This window comes from Agromyces bauzanensis, from assembly GCF_014645655.1.
GTDB classification, from domain to species: Bacteria; Actinomycetota; Actinomycetes; order Actinomycetales; family Microbacteriaceae; genus Agromyces; species Agromyces bauzanensis.
In genome coordinates, this window is record NZ_BMMD01000002.1 from 49635 (window position 1) to 67576 (window position 17942).

General features: G+C 73.3%; 9 protein-coding genes and 1 pseudogene. All 10 read right to left on the reverse strand.

Annotation, left to right across the window (positions count from 1 at the left end; all coding sequences use genetic code 11):
• Positions 1-125: 125 nt before the first annotated feature.
• On the reverse strand, positions 126-3041 hold the full coding sequence (locus tag IEX31_RS02535; RefSeq protein WP_188741874.1) for an FtsK/SpoIIIE domain-containing protein: 2916 nt from the start codon (positions 3039-3041) through the stop codon (positions 126-128).
• 114 nt (positions 3042-3155) lie between these two features.
• Positions 3156-3605, reverse strand: coding sequence for an FHA domain-containing protein (locus IEX31_RS02540; protein ID WP_188741875.1), 450 nt, complete (start codon positions 3603-3605; stop codon positions 3156-3158).
• Positions 3606-3760: 155 nt separating this feature from the next.
• Complete coding sequence (locus IEX31_RS02545; protein WP_188741876.1) at positions 3761-6031, reverse strand: transglutaminase TgpA family protein; 2271 nt, start codon at positions 6029-6031, stop codon at positions 3761-3763.
• Entirely contained in the window at positions 6028-7350 is a 1323-nt protein-coding gene (locus IEX31_RS02550; RefSeq protein ID WP_188741877.1) for a DUF58 domain-containing protein, read from the reverse strand. The genes IEX31_RS02545 and IEX31_RS02550 overlap by 4 nt, the downstream gene beginning before the upstream one ends.
• Positions 7347-8318 carry an AAA family ATPase gene (locus IEX31_RS02555; protein WP_188741878.1) on the reverse strand — a complete coding sequence of 324 codons (972 nt, stop codon included), beginning with the start codon at positions 8316-8318 and terminating at the stop codon, positions 7347-7349. Before IEX31_RS02555 ends, IEX31_RS02550 begins: the two co-directional genes overlap by 4 nt.
• Positions 8319-8331: 13 nt before the next feature.
• Positions 8332-14196, reverse strand: coding sequence for an Ig-like domain-containing protein (locus tag IEX31_RS02560; protein ID WP_188741879.1), 5865 nt, complete (start codon positions 14194-14196; stop codon positions 8332-8334).
• Between the two features lie 5 nt (positions 14197-14201).
• Positions 14202-15617: a serine/threonine-protein kinase gene (locus tag IEX31_RS02565; protein WP_188741880.1), complete on the reverse strand. Its 1416-nt coding sequence runs from the start codon at positions 15615-15617 to the stop codon at positions 14202-14204.
• Between the two features lie 133 nt (positions 15618-15750).
• Positions 15751-16575 (reverse strand): PP2C family protein-serine/threonine phosphatase, encoded by an 825-nt coding sequence (locus tag IEX31_RS02570; RefSeq protein ID WP_188741881.1) that lies wholly within the window; start codon positions 16573-16575, stop codon positions 15751-15753.
• Positions 16572-17726, reverse strand: a complete 1155-nt coding sequence (locus IEX31_RS02575; protein ID WP_188741882.1) for an FHA domain-containing protein — start codon at positions 17724-17726, stop codon at positions 16572-16574. Before IEX31_RS02575 ends, IEX31_RS02570 begins: the two co-directional genes overlap by 4 nt.
• A gap of 32 nt (positions 17727-17758) precedes the next feature.
• Positions 17759-17905: pseudogene (locus tag IEX31_RS02580) on the reverse strand (gamma-aminobutyraldehyde dehydrogenase); the annotation flags it as partial.
• Positions 17906-17942 lie beyond the last annotated feature (37 nt).

Below are 17942 nucleotides of genomic sequence, written 5' to 3' on the forward strand. Positions count from 1 at the left end.
GCGTGCAAGGGGTGGGTTGATATTGCCACATTGGGGGCCGAGAATCACGCGATCATGTCCGAATCGTTAATTTCTGACGACATAGCGTTCGGATTCCGCGCCGGATCGGTACTCGGCCGACGGTTTCAGTTGCGTCTGGCTCGTGGCGGCCACCCGGCCCGCAGCGGGCCCGCAGCGGGGCCTGTCACGACGCACTGGGTCGCGCTGTCGTCGAGGAGCGGCGGCAGGCCCGGGCCCGCCTGGAACACCCGGTGCTCTCGCGGACCGCCGTGCACGACGACCGTGGCCTCCTCGCGCACCGCGGCGGCGAGCGACCAGTTCGCGGCCCATGCGTCGGCGTCGCCCACGACGACACGGGCGCCCGTCGGCCCGACCCCATCGCCGGCCGTGACGGCGCGCACGGCCGGGTGGCCGATGGGCTCGAGCAGCTGCGCATCGAGCCCGGCCTCCCGAAGCGTGGAGAGGTCGGCCCTCGGCGCAGCGGACACCACGGCGTACAGGCCCTCGTCGATGTCGAGAGGCTCCGGGTCGGGGAGGCGCTCGGCGGGCAGCGGCGGTGCGTGCACGACCTGTGCCCGGTGGGCGTCCCACTGGCCCGACCCTGGCGGCTCGTGGGCGCGCCAGAGCTCGCCCGTGCCACCGGCGTGCACGAGGTCGGCGCGGCTCGGATGGCGGAGGAACAGCTGACGGCCGAACGCCTCCCGGATCCCGGCACCGAGCCGGTGGGCGAGACTCGCTGCGGCGGCCACGTGCACCCCGGCCTGCCGCCCGTCGCGGAGGACGACCTCGAGCGCGGCGATGGCCGCGTGCCGGTGCTCGTCGGGCCACTCGCGGAAGCCGGTGTCGAGGTCGTCGACGATGAGCAGGAGCCGCGTGCCGGGCTCGGATCGCTCGACGCGCCCGAGCACCGCTTGCAGGGTGTCCCACCGTCGGCTCCTGGGGCCGTCCAGGCGCACGAGGCTCGCCGGGTCACGGCGCTCGGCGGCGCGAGCGACGGCCGCGAGTGCGGTGGTGCGCCCGCTGCCCGGGGCGCCGAGCACGAGCAGGTGCCCGTCGACGGCGGGCGTCCAGGCCAGCACGTCGTACCGCTGGCGGTCGGGGACGTCGACGAGCCCGATCGCGAGCGAACCGGGCTCGAGACGGGCGGATGCCGCCGCGAGGTCGAGCTCGCCGGGCTGGAGGTTCGCGGACAACGGGTCCAGCCACGGTCGCCGCGCCGGCGCGACGCCGGCGTAGCGCGCACGGAGCCGCGCGAGCGCGCCGGCGCCGACCCGCGCCGACTGGAAGGCGACGGGCACGCCGTCGCCCACGTCGACGATGCCGCGCCCGGGGGTGTCGGGCCGGATCGACGCCGCCGCCTCGGTGCCGACGACGGCGTGGCTGTCGCCGCGCTGCATGACCCTGAGCGATACCCGGATCGAGCAGTTCGAGGTGACCTGCTCGCGGACGACCCCGTTCGGGCGCTGCGAGGCGAGCACCAGGTGCACGCCGAGCGAGCGGCCGCGCGCCGCGATGTCCGCGATGACGGCGCCGAGATCGGGGAACCGCTCGACCATGGCCTGGAACTCGTCGATGACGATGACCAGACGCGCGAGGTCCGCGTCGGGCCCGAGCTCGACGACGTCGCGCGCCTGCTCGGCCCGCAGCACCGATTCCCGGCGGCGCAGCTCGGCGCGCAGGCTGAGCACCGCGCGCTCGGCCTCGAGTTCGTCGAGATCGGTCACGATTCCCGTCACGTGGGGCAGGCCGTGCAGTGGCTCGAACGCGGCGCCGCCCTTGAAGTCGACGAGGAGGAACGCGACCCGATCGGGCGGATGCGTGGCAGCCAGGGCGGCGAGCCAGGCGAGCAGGAATTCGCTCTTGCCGCTGCCGGTGGTGCCCGCGACGATGGCATGCGGACCACCGGCGACGAGGTCGAGTTCGAGCGGACCGCCGGCATGCACACCCACGTGCACGAGCAGGCCGGCGCGTGAGCCGAACACTCCCGCCGGCTGCACGAGGCCGTCGAAGTCGACCTCGGTCGGCAGGGCCGCGACGACGGCGTACCCCTCGCGGACCGCCGCCGCGCGCATGCGATCCGCCCACCCCGACGCCTCGACCATGCCCACCAGCTCGGGGACGACGGCGTTGCGCGCCCCTCCGAAGCCGCGACGGTCCACCGTCGCGGCGCCGGGTCCGGCGACGTGCACGACGGTGGCGAGCCCCGGCGGCAGCGAGGCGGCCTCCTCGGCGACGGCGACGGCCGCACCCGCTGCGCCGAGGGCGACCGCTCCGCCCGTGCGACGTGGGCTCGATCGATCCGCGACGGGAGAACCCGCGTTGTCCACCACCCGGATCACCCGGTCACCGCCGCTCCCGTGATGCGGCAACTGCCGCGCCCACGACCATTCCTCGCCCTCGGGGAGCTCCAGCCCGACGACGTCGGGGCGGCAGCGATGCGCCAACTGCAGGAGCATTCCGCGGGCCGCCGCCCGCGCGAGCGGCGGTGGGCCCACGATGCCGAGGCCGAGGCCGGCGGGCGCCTGCACGGGGGCGTCCTCGAGCCGCCCCGCGAAGGCGACCAGCTCGCGATCGGCGGCATCGATCGCCGTGCCGTCGACACGCAGCCCGCTCGCGACCCCGCCGCGCCCGACGACCACGGCGCCGGGCGTCGTCGCCCGCCAGTCGGGGGCAGATGCCTCCGCGAGCCGTCGCGCCGATGGCATGCGGCGCCACGCGGCGACCCGCTCCTCGGCGTGCCGCTCGGCGACCTCCGCACGCACCTCCTCGAGTCGCACGGCCCGCTCGGCGGCCGCCCGGCTGCGGGCGCGTCTCGCCTGTCGACGCCCATCGAGTACGGAGGCCACCGCCACGAGCGGTCCGAGCGCGGCGAAGGCGAGCGAGATCGCCGACCCCGTCACCACCCACAGCACGAGCGCGCCCGCGACCGGGGCCACCGTGGCGAGCAGTGGGAATCCCGCAGCCGCCGGCTCGGGCGGATGCGGCGGGAGGACGATCGGCGGGCCGGTTGGCTCGGCCGGATCGTGGTCGGGTCGGTCCATCGCCTCATTCGATCACCCGGCGACCGCTCCGACCGCCGGGGATCGCGTCGCCGAGGCCGCGCGCGACCTGCGCGCAGCTGTGGAGGACGAGAGCGGCGCATCGGCGCGGCGGGTTCACTCCACGGTGAAGGACTGCTCCGCGAGCTCGACGCGGCTTCCGCGCGGCACCAGGTACCGGCGGCCGGGCTCGCACCGGAGCGCACCGTCGTCGGGCCGGCGTACGATCGTCCCGTTGCCCGAGAAGCGGTCGACGATCCAGAGCATGCCCTCGTGCTCGCCGAACTCGAGATGCGTCTTCGACACCGATCGCGTGCGATCGGCGATCTGCACGAGCTGGTCGAACGACTCCCCGGGCTGCGGCAGCGGCTTGCGCCCGATGAGACCCGTGCCGAACACCGTGCGCGTCTCACCTGTGCTGAACGTGAGCACGAAGCGGGGCGACGCGTGGACGGATCGCCGTGCCTCGGCGACCGCGGCATCCACCGTCGTGATCGGGCTCGTGGGGCGGACGCCGTCGACGGGGATGCTGATGACGCCGCTGTTGCGATGCACCGGTTCATCCATGATCCTGGTGTCGCCGGGGCGCGGGTCGGGACGGCGGCGGGACTCGGGCGTTGCGGTCGTGGAACTGCCGCAGTCGCCACAGAACATCGCGCCCTCGGGCAGCACGGCCCCGCAGATCCGGCATGTCACGACCTGGCTCCCCTCCGCGTGACAGCCTACCCGCCGAGAGAGGCCAGGGAGATCGCGGCCCGGAGGCGCTCCCATCGCGTCCGCGGTGCGCCGAGACGCTGCTGCAGTTCGCCGACGGAGTCCCAGACGAGCCGGTCGGCGCCGTCCGACGGACCGTCGGGCGCGAACACCGCGCGATCGACGACGGCGGCCAGCACGAGCGGGCCGAGTCCGCCGACGGTCGCGGCCTGCTCGGCGCGTGTCGCGTTCGGCCGGATCGCGTACCCGTAGTCGGCGGCCGTATCGGCGAACTCCTGCCATCCGCCCTCGATGCGCTCGACCGGCGTCGGGGCGAGACGGCGGAGCCGGCGTCGCCGGAGCTTCGCCGCGATGATCGCGAGGAACGGGCTCACGAGGACGGCGAGGCCGAGGATGACGAACCCCGCCGTGGTGAGCACGCCCAGCAGCACGGCGAGCCAGGGCTCGGTGCCGCCGTCGCGATCGTCGAGCGCGAGCTCGGGATCGGCGTCGAGGTCGTCGACCGGCGTGCGCTCGGCCGGCGGCGGCAGGGCCGATTGCGGACGGGAGACGACGGTCGGCTCGTCGGGCTCCTGCTCGGGGATCTCGCGCGGCTCGGGGTTCGGGTCGATCGCGAGCCACCGGCCGTCGGCGGTCTGCACCTCGATCCACGCCTGCAGCTCGCCGCCGACGAGGACGGTCGCGCCGCCAGCCGTCTCGTCGTCGGGATCGGTCTGGTCGGGCAGATAGCCCACCACGACACGTGCCGGGAAGCCGATCCGGCGCGCCATGAGCGCCGCCGCGACCGCGTACTGCTCACCGTCGCCGATCATCGGTCGCTCGGTGACGAGCTCGACCAGCCGGTCGAGGGCGTGGCCCGACCGGCTCGGTCGCTCGTCCTCGAGGCCGTGGCTCACGTACCCCTCGCGCTTGAAGCCCGCGATCATCGCCGCCAGCCGCTCCCCCGGTTCGTCGGAGGCGGGGGCCCACTGCTCGAGCAGGCGCGCGAGCTTGTCGGGCAGCTCGGGCGCGGCGGGCAGCACGCTCGTTCCGGGCTTCAACGCGGAGAGGTCGTCGGCGCCGAGCGGCGCGACGGAGCTCGCGATGAAGTGGTCTCCGTTCTCGAGGCCCGGCTGCACCGCCCCCGTTCCCGTCACGTCGTTGTAGAAGAAGCCGTCGGCGAGGAGCTCGGCGCGCCCGCCCTCGAACGTGATGCGCTCGAGCCGGCCGATGCCCGGCACCCACACGTCGGAGTACCCGAGCACCGACACCTCGACCTCGACGCGCTCGCCGTAGGCGGCGGACTGGTCGAGTCGGTAGGGCACACGCGTGAATCGGCCCGACTCGGCCGTGCGGTCGGAGCCGCCGACGGAGTACACGATGCCGTCGTACGTGTCGAGCGTTGCGATCCGGATGCCCCACCCGGTTGGCAGCCCGTCGACGGCGAGCATGGGCCGGTCGGCGACCTCCGGATCGAAGGCCGACCGGAAACCGGCGAGCGGGCTCTCGTGGTCCTCGGGCTCGAACGGTGGCTGCAGCTCGGCGCGCACGACACTGCGGTGCGGCACGGGCAGCGCGAACGCCGCCGTCGTCGCGCCGACGAGTGCCACCGCGACGAGGACCGACGCGCCGAGGACACGTCGCGCATCGGCGAGGGCGGCCTCCACCGGTCGGGCGGTGGTGATGGCCCGTCGCCTGGCGATGCCCACCCGGACGAGCCAGGCGACGGCGGCGACGAGGAAGGCGAGTCCCGTCTCCACGCCGTACGCCGCGTGCACGACGCCGAGCGCGATGCCGGCCAGGAGCAGGAGCGCCGGCGGCACGACCGCGGCAGACGGGTGGCGGCTGCGCAGGGCGATGGTGATCGCGACCGTCGAGGCGACGAGCCCGAGGAGGAATGGCGGCACGAGGAGCGCCTGGTAGGAGCCGACCGGCACCGCGATGGTCACGAGCTGCTTCCACGACAGTGCCGCGCCGGCGAGGAGCTCGACGATGCCCTGCGGAGTGGGCAGCACGCCGCCGAGCGCACGCCCCGGAACGGCGGCTGGCACGCCGAGCACGAGGTAGGCGCCGAACATCGCGACCACCGTTCGCCACGCCGGCCACCGGAACCTCGCGCCGAGGACGCCGATGGCAGCGCCGGCGAGGATGGCGACCGACGCGGCGACGACGAACGCCTCGCTCTCGTAGACGGGCCACCACGGGATCATGGCGGCCGCCAGCATCGCGATGACGAGCACGGTGCTGATGGCCGTCGGCCACGGCCGCTCGGCTCCGAGTGGTCGCCGCGGGGGCCTCATGCGACCGACGCCGATCTGGCGAACAGTGCGCCCAGGTCCTCGAGGTACCCGATCCCGAACACCGTGAGCCCGGCGATGGTGCGCGTCGAAGCCTCGCCCTCGGGCGAGCATCGCACGGCGATCGCATCGATCCCCGCGGGGAACCGGGATGCCGCGGCACGCAGCGGGGCGATGCCGCGCGCCGTTCCGGTCACGAGGAAGGCGAGGGACACGCCGGGCAGCCCCTCGGCCGCGGAGCGGGCGACCTCCGGGAGCATCAGGGCCTCGTCCTCGCGCTCGACGATGCAGAGCGCGTCGAGCAGGCGATCGCGCGACACGGTCGGCAGCTCCCGCATGGCGCCGCCGCGCGACGCCCGCGCGGCGCTCGAGCCCGAGACCACGAACGACACCGTGCGCGCGTCGCGGATCGCACGTGCGCCGACGGATGCCGCGGTGCTCACCGCGAGCTCGAACTCGTCGTCGTCGGTGTACGCGCCCGGCTCGATGTCGAGCAGCACCATGAGCCGACTGCGTCTGGTCTCCTCGAACTGCCGGACCATGAAGGTGCCGGTCTTGGCGGAGCTCTTCCAGTGGATGAAACGGCGGTCGTCGCCCGGCACGTACTCGCGCAGCGCGTGGAACGCGATGTCGCTGGCCGTGAGATCCCGTGTGGGCGAGCCCTCGAGGTCGCGGATGAACCCCGTGCTCAGGGCCTCGATCGCCACCGTGCGCGGGTGCACGTGGAGTTCCACGACCTGCGACCAGACGATCTCGCGGCGCATGAGGCCGATGGGGTCGGCGCGCACGGTGCGCGCCGGTCCGACGCGCACGATGCCACGTCGCTCGGTCGGGATCCGGAACTGCTCGTCGACGGCGCCGCCGCGGGGCAGGCCGGGGAGCACCCGCTCGACGACCTGCTGGCCGACGGGCACCTCGAGCTGAACGCCGCCGAACCGCTGGCGCCCGGGATTCGCGGCGATGAGCCGCGCCTCCGCCTCCTCGCCGACGACGACGCGCGGCGTCGGCAGCACGAGCTCGATGGTCGACGCCCCCCTGCCCACGAGCCAGACGGATGCCGCGGCCACGAGCACCACGAGGCCCCAGCCGATCGCGATGAACTCGACCCAGCCCAGCGCGTAGCCGACCACGAGCGCCACGACGGCGCCCCCGACGACCGACCAGCCGAGCGGCGTCACGACGCCCTGCACGGCCCGCGACCATCGTACGACCACGCGGGCCGTCACCGCGGCCCACCTGACCGCACGCGCGATGATGACCGCGAGCAGGCCCTCTCTCTTCGCCTCCTCGGGGATCGTCGTGCGGGTCTGGGCGAGCGTCACACGGCCTGCCTGCTGGACGGTGGCGGTGTCTCGATGAGCACCTGGGCGATGAGGTTCGACGAGGTGACGCCGTCGAACTCGGCCTCGGGATCGAGGATCAGCCGGTGCGCGAGCACGGGCTCGGCGAGCGCCTTGACATCGTCGGGCACCACGTAGTGGCGTCCGCGACCGGCGGCGTGCGTCTTCGCCGCGCGGATCAGCGCCAGCGCGCCGCGCACGCTGACGCCGAGCCGAACCTCCCGCGCCGTGCGCGTCGCCTCGACGAGCCGCGAGACGTAGTCGTGGATGGTCGGGTCGACGTACACCGTGCGGGCGAGTCCGGCCATGTCGATGACCTCCTCGGCGTCAAGCTGGGCTTCGACGCGGTGCTCGTGCGCACGCTGGTCGGCCCCCTCGAGGATGCGGATCGTCGACGCATGGTCGGGGTAGCCGATCGACGTGCGCATCAGGAATCGGTCGAGCTGCGCCTCGGGGAGGCGGTAGGTGCCGGCCTGCTCGACCGGGTTCTGGGTGGCGATGACCATGAACGGGCGCCCGACGGAGTGGCTCTGGCCGTCGACCGTGACTTGGCCTTCCTCCATCACCTCGAGGAGCGCCGACTGGGTCTTGGGGCTCGCCCGGTTGATCTCGTCGGCGAGCACGATGCTGGCGAACACCGGCCCGGGATGGAACTCGAACGCACCGCTGCGCTGGTCGTAGACGGTCACGCCCGTGATGTCGCCGGGCAGGAGATCGGGTGTGAACTGCACCCGGTTGCTCGTACCGTGCACCGATTGCGCCATCGCCCGCGCGAGCGACGTCTTGCCCGTGCCGGGGACGTCGTCGAGGAGCAGGTGGCCCTCGCTGAGGAACGCGGTGAACGCGAGCCGGACGACGCGGTTCTTGCCGAGCAGCACCTCCTCGACCGCGCCGACGAGCCGGTCCAGGTTCGCCGCGAAGCGCGTCGCCTCCTCGGGGGACATCGTCATGTCTGCTCCTCGCTCATCGGTTCCAGTACCTGGCTGTCACGCCGGCGATCTCAACATCCAACCAGACCCGATCGCCGGGCTTCGCCGCGGGAATCTGGCACGTCGTCGCGGACTGCGCGGCACGCCCGTTCTCGTCTCCGTCGACGCCGCACGTGAAGGCGACCGGCAGGCCGGAGTTCTCGGGTGCCGCCGTCCACGACCAGGTCTTACCGGCGTCGTTCCACACGCGGCTCGGCAGGGCGAAGGTCAGCGTCGGCTGCGGATCCGCGGGCAGCACCTGCGACCATGGCCCGCAGCTCCCCCACGCCGAGCACTCCCGCACCTGGAACCGCGTCGCCTCGCCGAACGGCCGGCCGAGCAGCGACCGCAGCCAGCCCGAACCCCTGAACTCGACGGGCGTGCCGAGCTGGACCCCGTTCGCGTCGACCGCGACGATCTGGAGACGCGGCCCGGCGTTCACGTCGGAGATGTAGCGATCCCACGTCTCCACGTTCATCCAGTCCATGGCGCTCGCGACGTCGGTGACGGTCCTCGGCGCCGGCCGCACGACGATGCCCGCGACCTCGGTGCTGACGCAGCCCGCGCGGTTGAAGCCCCAGACGACGAACGAGTAGCGGGTGGACTCGGTGGCCGTGCCCGTGAACTGCACGCTCGCGGCATCCGGCCCGACCTGCACGACCTCGGCGACCGTGCCGCCGCTCGCGGGCGCAACCACCTCGCCGGGTGCCGGGCGCGTGACCGAGCATGCCTGAGGGCCGGAAGGCACCGACGCCTGGCCGTCGGCGAGGCGCTGCACGAAGTATCCGCCGATCGCGTCGCCGTTGCCGGAGAACGGCGACCAGGACACCGTGACCGTGCCGGCGGCGGAGTCGCCCGCGACATCGATGCCGCCCGCGATCGGCGCGCCGAAGGGCACTCCGGTGCCGCCGGCCGACGTCCACACGGCGAGCGCGGGGTACGCCTCGTTGCGGCCGCTGACCGAGAACGGCACCTGGCTGCCGTTCGAAAGGCCGCCCACCTCGGTGGCGCATGTCGTCGCAGTGCACGCCGTCGCGGCATCCACCTCGCTCGAGACACCCTCGACCGTGACGACGTACGAGCTGACGGCGCTGCCGGAACCCGTGCCCACCGGCGCCCACTCGATGCGCAGGCCCCCGTCGAGCGGCAGCGCGCGGAGCCCGGTGGGCGGCGGCGGAATGACGTCCGACCAGACCGGCCCCGGTGCGTCGACGGGATCCGAGAGGCCGATGGCGTTGCGCGCCTGCACCCGCACGATGACCGCGTTCGCCTGTCCATTGCCCGGCGTCGGGACGGTGCAGGTCGTCGCGACGCACGTCGACGTGCCGACGACCTCGCCGCCGGGTGCGACCAGCGAGATGTCGTACCCGGTGATCGGCGAGTTGTTGAAGCCCCCGGCCCCGAATACGACGTCGAGCGTTCCGTCGCCGAACCCGGTCACCTGCGCGCCAGTCACCGGGTCGGGGCGATCCTGCACCGAGATGGTCACGGTGCCCCACGCGTACCGGCTCGGGTCGTCGGTGGCGTCGGCGACCTGGTACTGCAGCGTCGTGTTGACCGGCGCAGCTCCACTGGAGACGTCGACCGTGAGGGTCGAACGGTCCTCGCTCGGTTCGATGGAGACGCCCGCTGGCAGCCGGTCGCCGAGGCCGCGCACACCCACGACGCGCAGCGGCGTTCCGGGGAACGGGTTGGTCGAGCGGTCGTTCGCGAGCACGTCGATCGTGGTCGTGCGACCCCTGGCGGCGACCGCGAGGTCGGCGACGGGCTGCGCGAGCGGACGAGTCGACGGCACGACGCGCAGCTCGATGCGGCCGGGCTTGCCGTCGCCCCGATCGTCCGCGACGGCGATCGACACCGACTGCCGCGCGCCGGTGGGCGTCGACTCGGCCGTCGTGATCGTGAGCTCCTGGCCGTCGAGCGACATCCCGAAGCCTGCGGGTTCGGGCGGCAGTACCCGGAAGGCGAGCTCGTCGAGCGCATCGGGGTACGGGTAGTTGGTGAGCTTCACGAGGTCGATGGTCTTCGACCGGCCGGGCTCGAAGTCGATGATCCCGCCCGTGAAGGCCGGCGGCTGGTCCTCGGTCGGCTCGACCACGATCGGGATGACGATGGTGCCCGTGCGTGCGGTGGGATCGCCGGGCGATTCGCCGTCGGTGACTGTGAACGAGAGCGAGGCCGGGCCGAAGTAGCCGGGCTCGCTGCGGAATCGAATGGTGTCCTCGTCGACCACGAGGTCGGTGCCGTCGCTGTGCGAGGCCCGCACGGTCGCGGCGTCGGTGATCCGCACCGGCCGGCCCGACGCGGCGATGACGTACTCCTCGAGCTCGAGCACGACCTCCTCGCCGCTCTGCACGCGCACCTCGGGCGCGTCCCGTCGCAGCTGCGGGAGCGCGTCATCGCGGCCGGGCACCCAGATGAACGCGTACGCGGTGACCGCGGGGTCCTCGGGATGGCTGACCGAGAACGGGACGATGCGCCGCTCGTCCTCGACCTCGACGCGGATGGAGCCGTCGCGGCGCACCTGTGCGCCGTCGTCGTAGCCGTCGACGAGCCCGACGTCGAGGTCGGCCGCATCGCCATCGGCGAGGAAGACGTTGCGCAGCACCGCCACGTCCACGGACTCCTCGCCGAGGATGTCGCTGAGGGTGAGCACGGTGTCGCCCGCCTCCGGTCGGGCGAGGGGCGCATCGGTGCGCGCCTCCACCCGGAGGAAGTTCGATGCGGCGCCGAGGCGCTCGTTCTCGATCGTGTAGATGAAGGCGTAGTCGCCCTCGCCCTCCGGCACCTCGACCCGGATCGTCTCGCCGTCGATGCGCGCGGTCGCCCCCGGCGTGTTGGGTTCGACGGATCGGAGCACGAGCGCTCCCCCATCGGGATCGGAGTCGTTCTCGAGCACGCGCACGGCGATGGTGCGACCGGGACGCACCGTGATGACGTCCTCGACCGCGATCGGGGCACGGGCGCCGTCGAGGCGCGGGGCGACGCCCACCCGGATCGAGCCGGTCGCGCGCGCGCCCAGCGCATCGACCACGGCGTACTGGAACGTGTCGGTGCCCGCCGAGTACTCGCCCGCCTCGTACTCGAGCCAGTCGCCGCCGCGCGCGACGACCGCGCCGCGATCGGGGTTGGACTCCTGCCCGAGCAGCTGCACCGAGTCGCCGTCGGGATCTGCGCCGCCGAGGGGGATCCGGATGCGCACGGTGTCACCCGCGAGCACGCGTGCGGTCACCGTTCGCGGCACCGGTGGCGTGTTCGTCTCGGGGTCGGCCTCTCGCACCGAGATGTGCACGGTCGCCGTCGCGAACTGGCCGTCGGGCCCGTCGACGCGGTACGTCGCCTCGAACTCGCCGGGCTCGTCGGGCGCGAAGTAGCGCAGTCGATCGCCCGCCGTGAACAGCAACCCGGCCTCGGGCAGCTCGATGAGATCGGATGCGAGCGAGATGGGCAGCGAATCGGGGTGCTCGTCGTTGTCCAGCACGGCGATGTCGACGACGTCGCCCGTGCGCGCCGAGATCGTGTCGGGCGCCGCGACCGGCGGCTGGGTACGGCTCGGGTCGGGCACCTCGACGAGCGTGACCTCGCCCTCAGCCTCGGCCAGGCCGTTGCTCACTCGGTAGCCGAACGTCGTCGACCCCGTGGCGAGCGGTTGCGTGAGCGTGACACGGAGGATGCGGTGGTCGATGACCTCCACGCGGACGCCCTCGGCCTCCGCCTCGCTGTCGGCGGTGAGGCCGGTGACGATGAGCACGCCGCCCGTGGGGTCGATGTCGGTCGCGAGCACGTCGACGTCGACGGGCTGGTCGAGCCTGAGGAACGCGGAGTGCGGCACGGTGATAGGTGTCGTGTCGCGGTCGGGCGGCGCCGAGACGTCCACGCGGACGAGGCCCGTCGCCGTGGCAGCGCCGTCGCTCACCGTGTACTCGAGGTAGTGCGTGCGCACGGCGACGCTCGTGAACCAGAAGCTGCCGCCGTCGAAGTCGGGCGCGATCTCCACGTCGGGCTTGGCAGGCACCGCGCTCAGGCGTGCGTGACCTGAACCGCCGCGCACGTGTCGCAGCGGGTCGACGCGGATCTCCTCGCCCGCCGTCGCGAGCGCCACGAACGGCTCGGCGACGAGCGGGACGTCGCCGGGGGCGCGCACCGAAACGGTGAGCACGCCCGCACCGTCGTCACGCCCGTCCGAGACCACGAGGGAGACGCCGCGGGCGGCGCCCGCTCCGCCCTTCTCGTCGAAGACGACGACGCCGTCCGCGGTCGATGAGACGGCGTCGGGCTCCCCGACGGCCGCCTCGCGGAGGAAGAACGGGTCGCCGTCGGGGTCGACCCAGTCGCCGAGAACCGCCGTGGTGAGTCGCCCGCCGCTCTCGACCGATGCCTTCGTCTCGCGCTGCTGCACCGGCGGCGCGTTCTCGTCGGGGTCGCGCACAGCCACGGTCACGGTGGCCTGGGCCGTGCCGCCGCGTCCGTCTCCGACGGTGTAGGCGAACGACACGGTTCCGGATGCCTCGTCGCCGAGCGTGAGCTGCAGCTGCTGGTTGTCCGACACGGTGTCGAGCCGCGCACCCTCCGGCAGGTCGCCGTCGACGCCGTCGACGACGAGCACGTCGCCGTTCGCGTCGTAGTCGTTGAGGAGCACCGGCAGCAGCGTTGACCGTCCGGGCCGCGCCCCGAACTCGTCGGGCATCGCGACCGGCGGCACCTGGCTCTTCTCGATCGTGGGCTTCTGGTCGGGGTCGTTCTGCTCGATCGTCTCCTCGTTGCGATCGTCCTGCATGAGGGCGTCCCAGTTGTCGATGAGCCCGTAGTCGCCCGAGGCCGCCCACGACCTCCCGCTCGCGCGGTCGTTGAGCACGAGCGCCTCGCCGTTCGAGAGGAACACGAATGTCCCGGCGCCCGACGCCCGATCGAGATCGACCTCTCGCGGCCGCGACCCGGGGCAGAAGCGCCGCGCCTCGCCTCGGGCCCACGCCGCGTGCAGGCATCCGCCGTGGATGACCGGCGCGGCCGGCGAGCCCACGACATCGTCGACGAGCACCTGAGGCTCACCGCCGTCGAGGCGCACCGTCACGAGCCCCCTGCGATGCGCGATCGCGACCGACTCGCCGTCGACCGCCGGCGCCTGCAGCACCGGATCGGACGACGACTCCAGGACACCGGTCAGGTCGACCTCCCGGCCGTCGAGCCAGAGCGTGCGGGCCGTCACGTCGAGCACGGCCCAGCGGCCGTCGACCGACGTGATCTGCACCTCGGGATCGCCGCCGGCGGGCGGCACCTGCCACCTGGCCGCGACGGTCTCGGCCTCGGCGGCGTCGACCCGCGCGATCGCCCCCGTCGACGGCGTGTACGCGAACATGACGCCCGCCGGATCGACGCTCGTCACGGCGCCAGCGCCGAAGGTGAGGACCGGGTCGGCCTCGCTGTCGAAGTCGGCGAACTCCGCGACCGGCACCGACCAGACGCCGCCGTCCGCCGAGACGACCACGCGCGAGCCTGCGAGCGCGACGGCGGTGGTCTCGGGCGGCACCGCGATCGTGTCGATGACCGACGAGGTCGTCGCGTCGACGACGCCGACGCTCGCCCGGTCGGGATCGAAGAGGAGCACGGTGGACCCGCGCTGCACGACCTCCGTCGCCGATCCCCCCGTCTCGACGACCGAGTTCAACTCGTGGATCGCGGTGTTCGCGCGGCCCACGGCCTGCAACCCGTCGTTCACGACCCAGACGGCGGCGTCGCCGAGGTCGATCCGCTGTGCCGCGTAGCCGCCGGATGCCACGGCGACGCCCGCCACGATGCCGACGATCGCGGTGACGGCGCCCGCCGTCGCAAGCGCCGACCGGTGGGCCGTGAGCCGCCGCATCCGCATCAGCCGACCTCCGCCTCGACGTCGACGCAGCGCTCGGCGCTCGGGCTGCCCGATTTGCCGTCCCGCGTGACGGTGACGCTCGCGCACACGCGGTCGCCGCCGTCGACCGCGACGTCGACCCGTGCCGCACGCTGCATGGGCCAGGGCTCGCCGTCGACCGTGACGACGTACGCGTCGCCGCCTTCGATGCCCGGATCGTCCCACGTGAACACCACGGCGGCGCCGTCGACCTCGCCCCGCACGTCCGTGACGACGGGAATCGTCCTCGACCCCTGCACGACCGTGAGGATGCCTGCGCCGACGACCGCGACGAGCAACGCCGCGGCCAGCGAGATGCCCCACGCGAGGCGCCTCGTGGTCGGCGGCGCGGTGCGTCCGCGACCGGTCGACCCCTCGCGCAGGTGCGAGTCGGCACCCAGCCCCGAGCCGGACCGGTGCAACGTGGACCGCCGGGTGCGCCGACGCGGGCCGCGACTGTCGAGTGCGTGCTGCCCGTTGATGTGGGTCCGCTCGTCGAGGTCGACCGCGGTGGCCAGAGCCCAGTCGTCCATCGCCACCTCGAGCGGCGTCTGCGGAAGGCCGAGCTCCTCCTCGACCGCCTGCAGGTCGCGGATGAACTCGAGCGCGGTCGCCTGGCGGCACTTCGGCCGGCGCGACATCGCGCGCGCCAGCACGCGCTCGAGGCTCGCGGGCACATCGACGCGCCCGGTCGGCGCGGGCCTGGCCTTCTCGATTCGAGACATCAGCGTGATCGAGGAGTTGTCGCCCCCTGGCACCTCGAACGGGCTGCGCCCCGCGACGAGCGAGTACACGGTCGCGCCGAGCGACCACACCTCGCTGGCGACGGTGCCCGACACGTCGTCGTGCAGCACCTCGGGCGCCGACCAGGGGATGGACAGGCCGACGGTATCGCTCTTCTCCGCCTCGCCGAGCGTGGCGGCGATGCCGAAGTCGCTGAGCACGGGGTGCCCGTAGGCCGTCGTCAGGATGTTCGACGGCTTGATGTCGCGGTGCAGCACGCCCTGTCGGTGCGCGGTCTCGACCGCGCTCGCGATGCGCACCCCGATCGAGAGCGCCTCGGCGAGCGGCAGCTGCACGGCACGATAGCGCTGCCCCAGCGCGGCGGAGCAGTACTCCATGACGAGGTACGGGCGACCGTCGGCCGCGACGGATGCCTGGTAGACGGTGAGGATCGACGGGTGCGAGGAGAGCTGGGCCATGATGTTCGCCTCGGCCTGGAACATCTGGCGCATCTCGTCGTTCACGACCTCTGCGAGGAGCACCTTCACGGCGACGAGCCGCCGCGGCATGTTCTGCTCGTAGAGGAACACGTCGGCGAACCCGCCGGAACCGAGCACGCGGATGAACGCGAACCCGGGCAGGTTCGGCGGGGTGGACGGCAGACGCCTCGACACGTTCCTCCCTGCACTCCGGTGCCTCGACGCCACCCGTGAACCCGGCGGCGACCGGTGCCCCCCATTGTAGGTTGGCGAGGGATGCCGCGACGAGGCGATGCTCACCGGGCTCGGGCCGGGCCCGCGGCATCCGTCAGTGCAGGTCGCCGCCGCCGGCGCTGTGCCGTGCCCCGGACGGGCGCGCGACCTTCAGCACGTCGACCACGATCACCGTCACGTTGTCGCGTCCGCCGTTGCCGAGCGCGGCCTCGACGAGTTGGCGCGCCGCGGCGTCCGCCTTGCGGTTGGCCATGAGGAAGTGGCGGATCCCGTACGCCGTGAGCTCCTTGGTGAGCCCGTCGGAGCAGATGAGCAGGCGCATCCCCTCCTCGATCGCGATGGCGCGGTAGTCGGGGATCGGCGCCTCGTGGAAGCCGACGGCGCGCGTGATCACGTTCGAGTGCGGGTGCGTATCGGCCTCTTCGCGCGTGATCTGGCCGGCGTCGACGAGCTCCTGCACGATCGAGTGGTCCACCGTGAGCTGCTCGAGCACGCCGCCGACGAGGCGGTACACGCGCGAGTCGCCGATGTTGAAGACGATCCAGGCTGGCTCGTCGGAGATCGCGCCGAGCGCGGCGCCCGTGACGGTCGTGCCGCTGCCCTCGTCGGTGACCCCCGCGCCGCGGCCCATGTCCTGGACGGCGAGTCGCAGCGACTGGTCGATCTCCGGCGTGCCCATGAGCGGCTTCCCGCCGTGCTCGGCCAGTCGCGTCACGACCGCGGCACTCGCGAAATCGCCGGCCGCGTGCCCGCCCATGCCGTCGGCCACGGCGAAGATGGGCGCCTGGGCCACGTAGCTGTCTTCATTGACCTCGCGGCGCAGGCCCGCGTCGGTCGTCGCGGCCCACGAGATCTCGAGCTCGGTGCCGTCGGGCAGGTCGACGCGATGCCGGGCGTTGCCGTTGCCAATCTGCGTCACGGGTGCGGCCTGCTGTCTGTCGGGTATGGCGCTGCGGGGGCTCCGGGGGCGGGAGCAAGGAAGATCTCGATGATCGTACCGTCTCCGAGGTCGAGGCTGGTGCCCGGCGGGACCACGATCGACTCACCCGACCGCATCCGACGCGTACCGGACGCGCCATGCACGACGGTGCCGTTCGTGGAGCGCAGGTCGGTCGCCACGAGGCGCGTGCCCTCCACGCGCAGTTCGAGGTGCGTGCCCGAGACCACGGCCTGCGGCGAGTCGACCGTGACGAGCTCGTGCGCGGCGCCCGCGCCGCCCGGGATGCGCGGCGAGAGCGGACGGCGTCCGATGAGCACGGGCGCGATGACCGGATGCGGCGGGCCGCCGCCGATGGCGAAGGCGGGCACGAGGGTCGCCGGGAGCGCCGACGGGGGCGCCGGGGCCTCCGTCGCTTCGTCCGCCGCGGGGCCCGGCGGCGCGGCCGGGCCGGCATGCCCGGGGAGTTCGCCGTCGAACGTGGGGATCGTCACGGGCATGGTCGCCGCCGGTTGCGACGGCGACGACCGGTGGACCGTGTCGTCCTCCTCGCCGTACGGCACTCCCCCGCGACGTGGCATGAGGATCGTGTCGGCGCCGGCGGCCGCGGCCGTGGCGTCTCGGAGCGCCGCCGCCGCGTCGCGCGCCGCGTCGGGGGCCGACTCCCATTCGATCGACGTCGCGCAGAGGCTCGCGTGCGCGTGCGGCACGGGATCGGTGGCGTGGCCGAGTCGGTCGAGGGGGGACTCGGCGGAGGTGATGCGCAGGGCCACCACGTCGGCGAACTCGGCGAGATGCCAGGGCCGGATGCCGCGGGCGTCGAACCGTCGCGTGCCGCCCGGCGAGGTGAGGTCGACGACGGCGTTCCCGCGCACGACCGCGGTGACCTCGGTGGGGTCTGCGCTGGGCCACCAGACGATCGCGAACGCGTCGACCTGCCCGGCGGAGCCGACGGGGATCGACCCGACGAGGGCCTCGATCTGCACGCGTTCGTCGCCGGCCGCCTCGGCGAGCGCCGATGAGCCGGCTTCGGGCGCGGGCGCGGCGAGCGCGGCGATGAATCGACCGCCCACGACGATGTCCCACGCGACCGCGCCGGGTACCGCGGCGCTCATGAGGGATCCCGCGACCATGGCGACCAGTCTGGCACCGTCGTGCCCGGTCGTCAGCCGATGCGGCTCATGACGTGCATGATCCGCGTGTCGTCCTCGAAGCGGTGGTTCGAGAGGTCCTTGCCGTAGCCCGAGTGCTTGAACCCGTCGTGCGGCATGTCCGACACGAACGGGATGTGGGTGTCGATCCGGACGCAGCCGGGTCGATGAGGTCGATGACGGCGTCGCCGCGCGCCT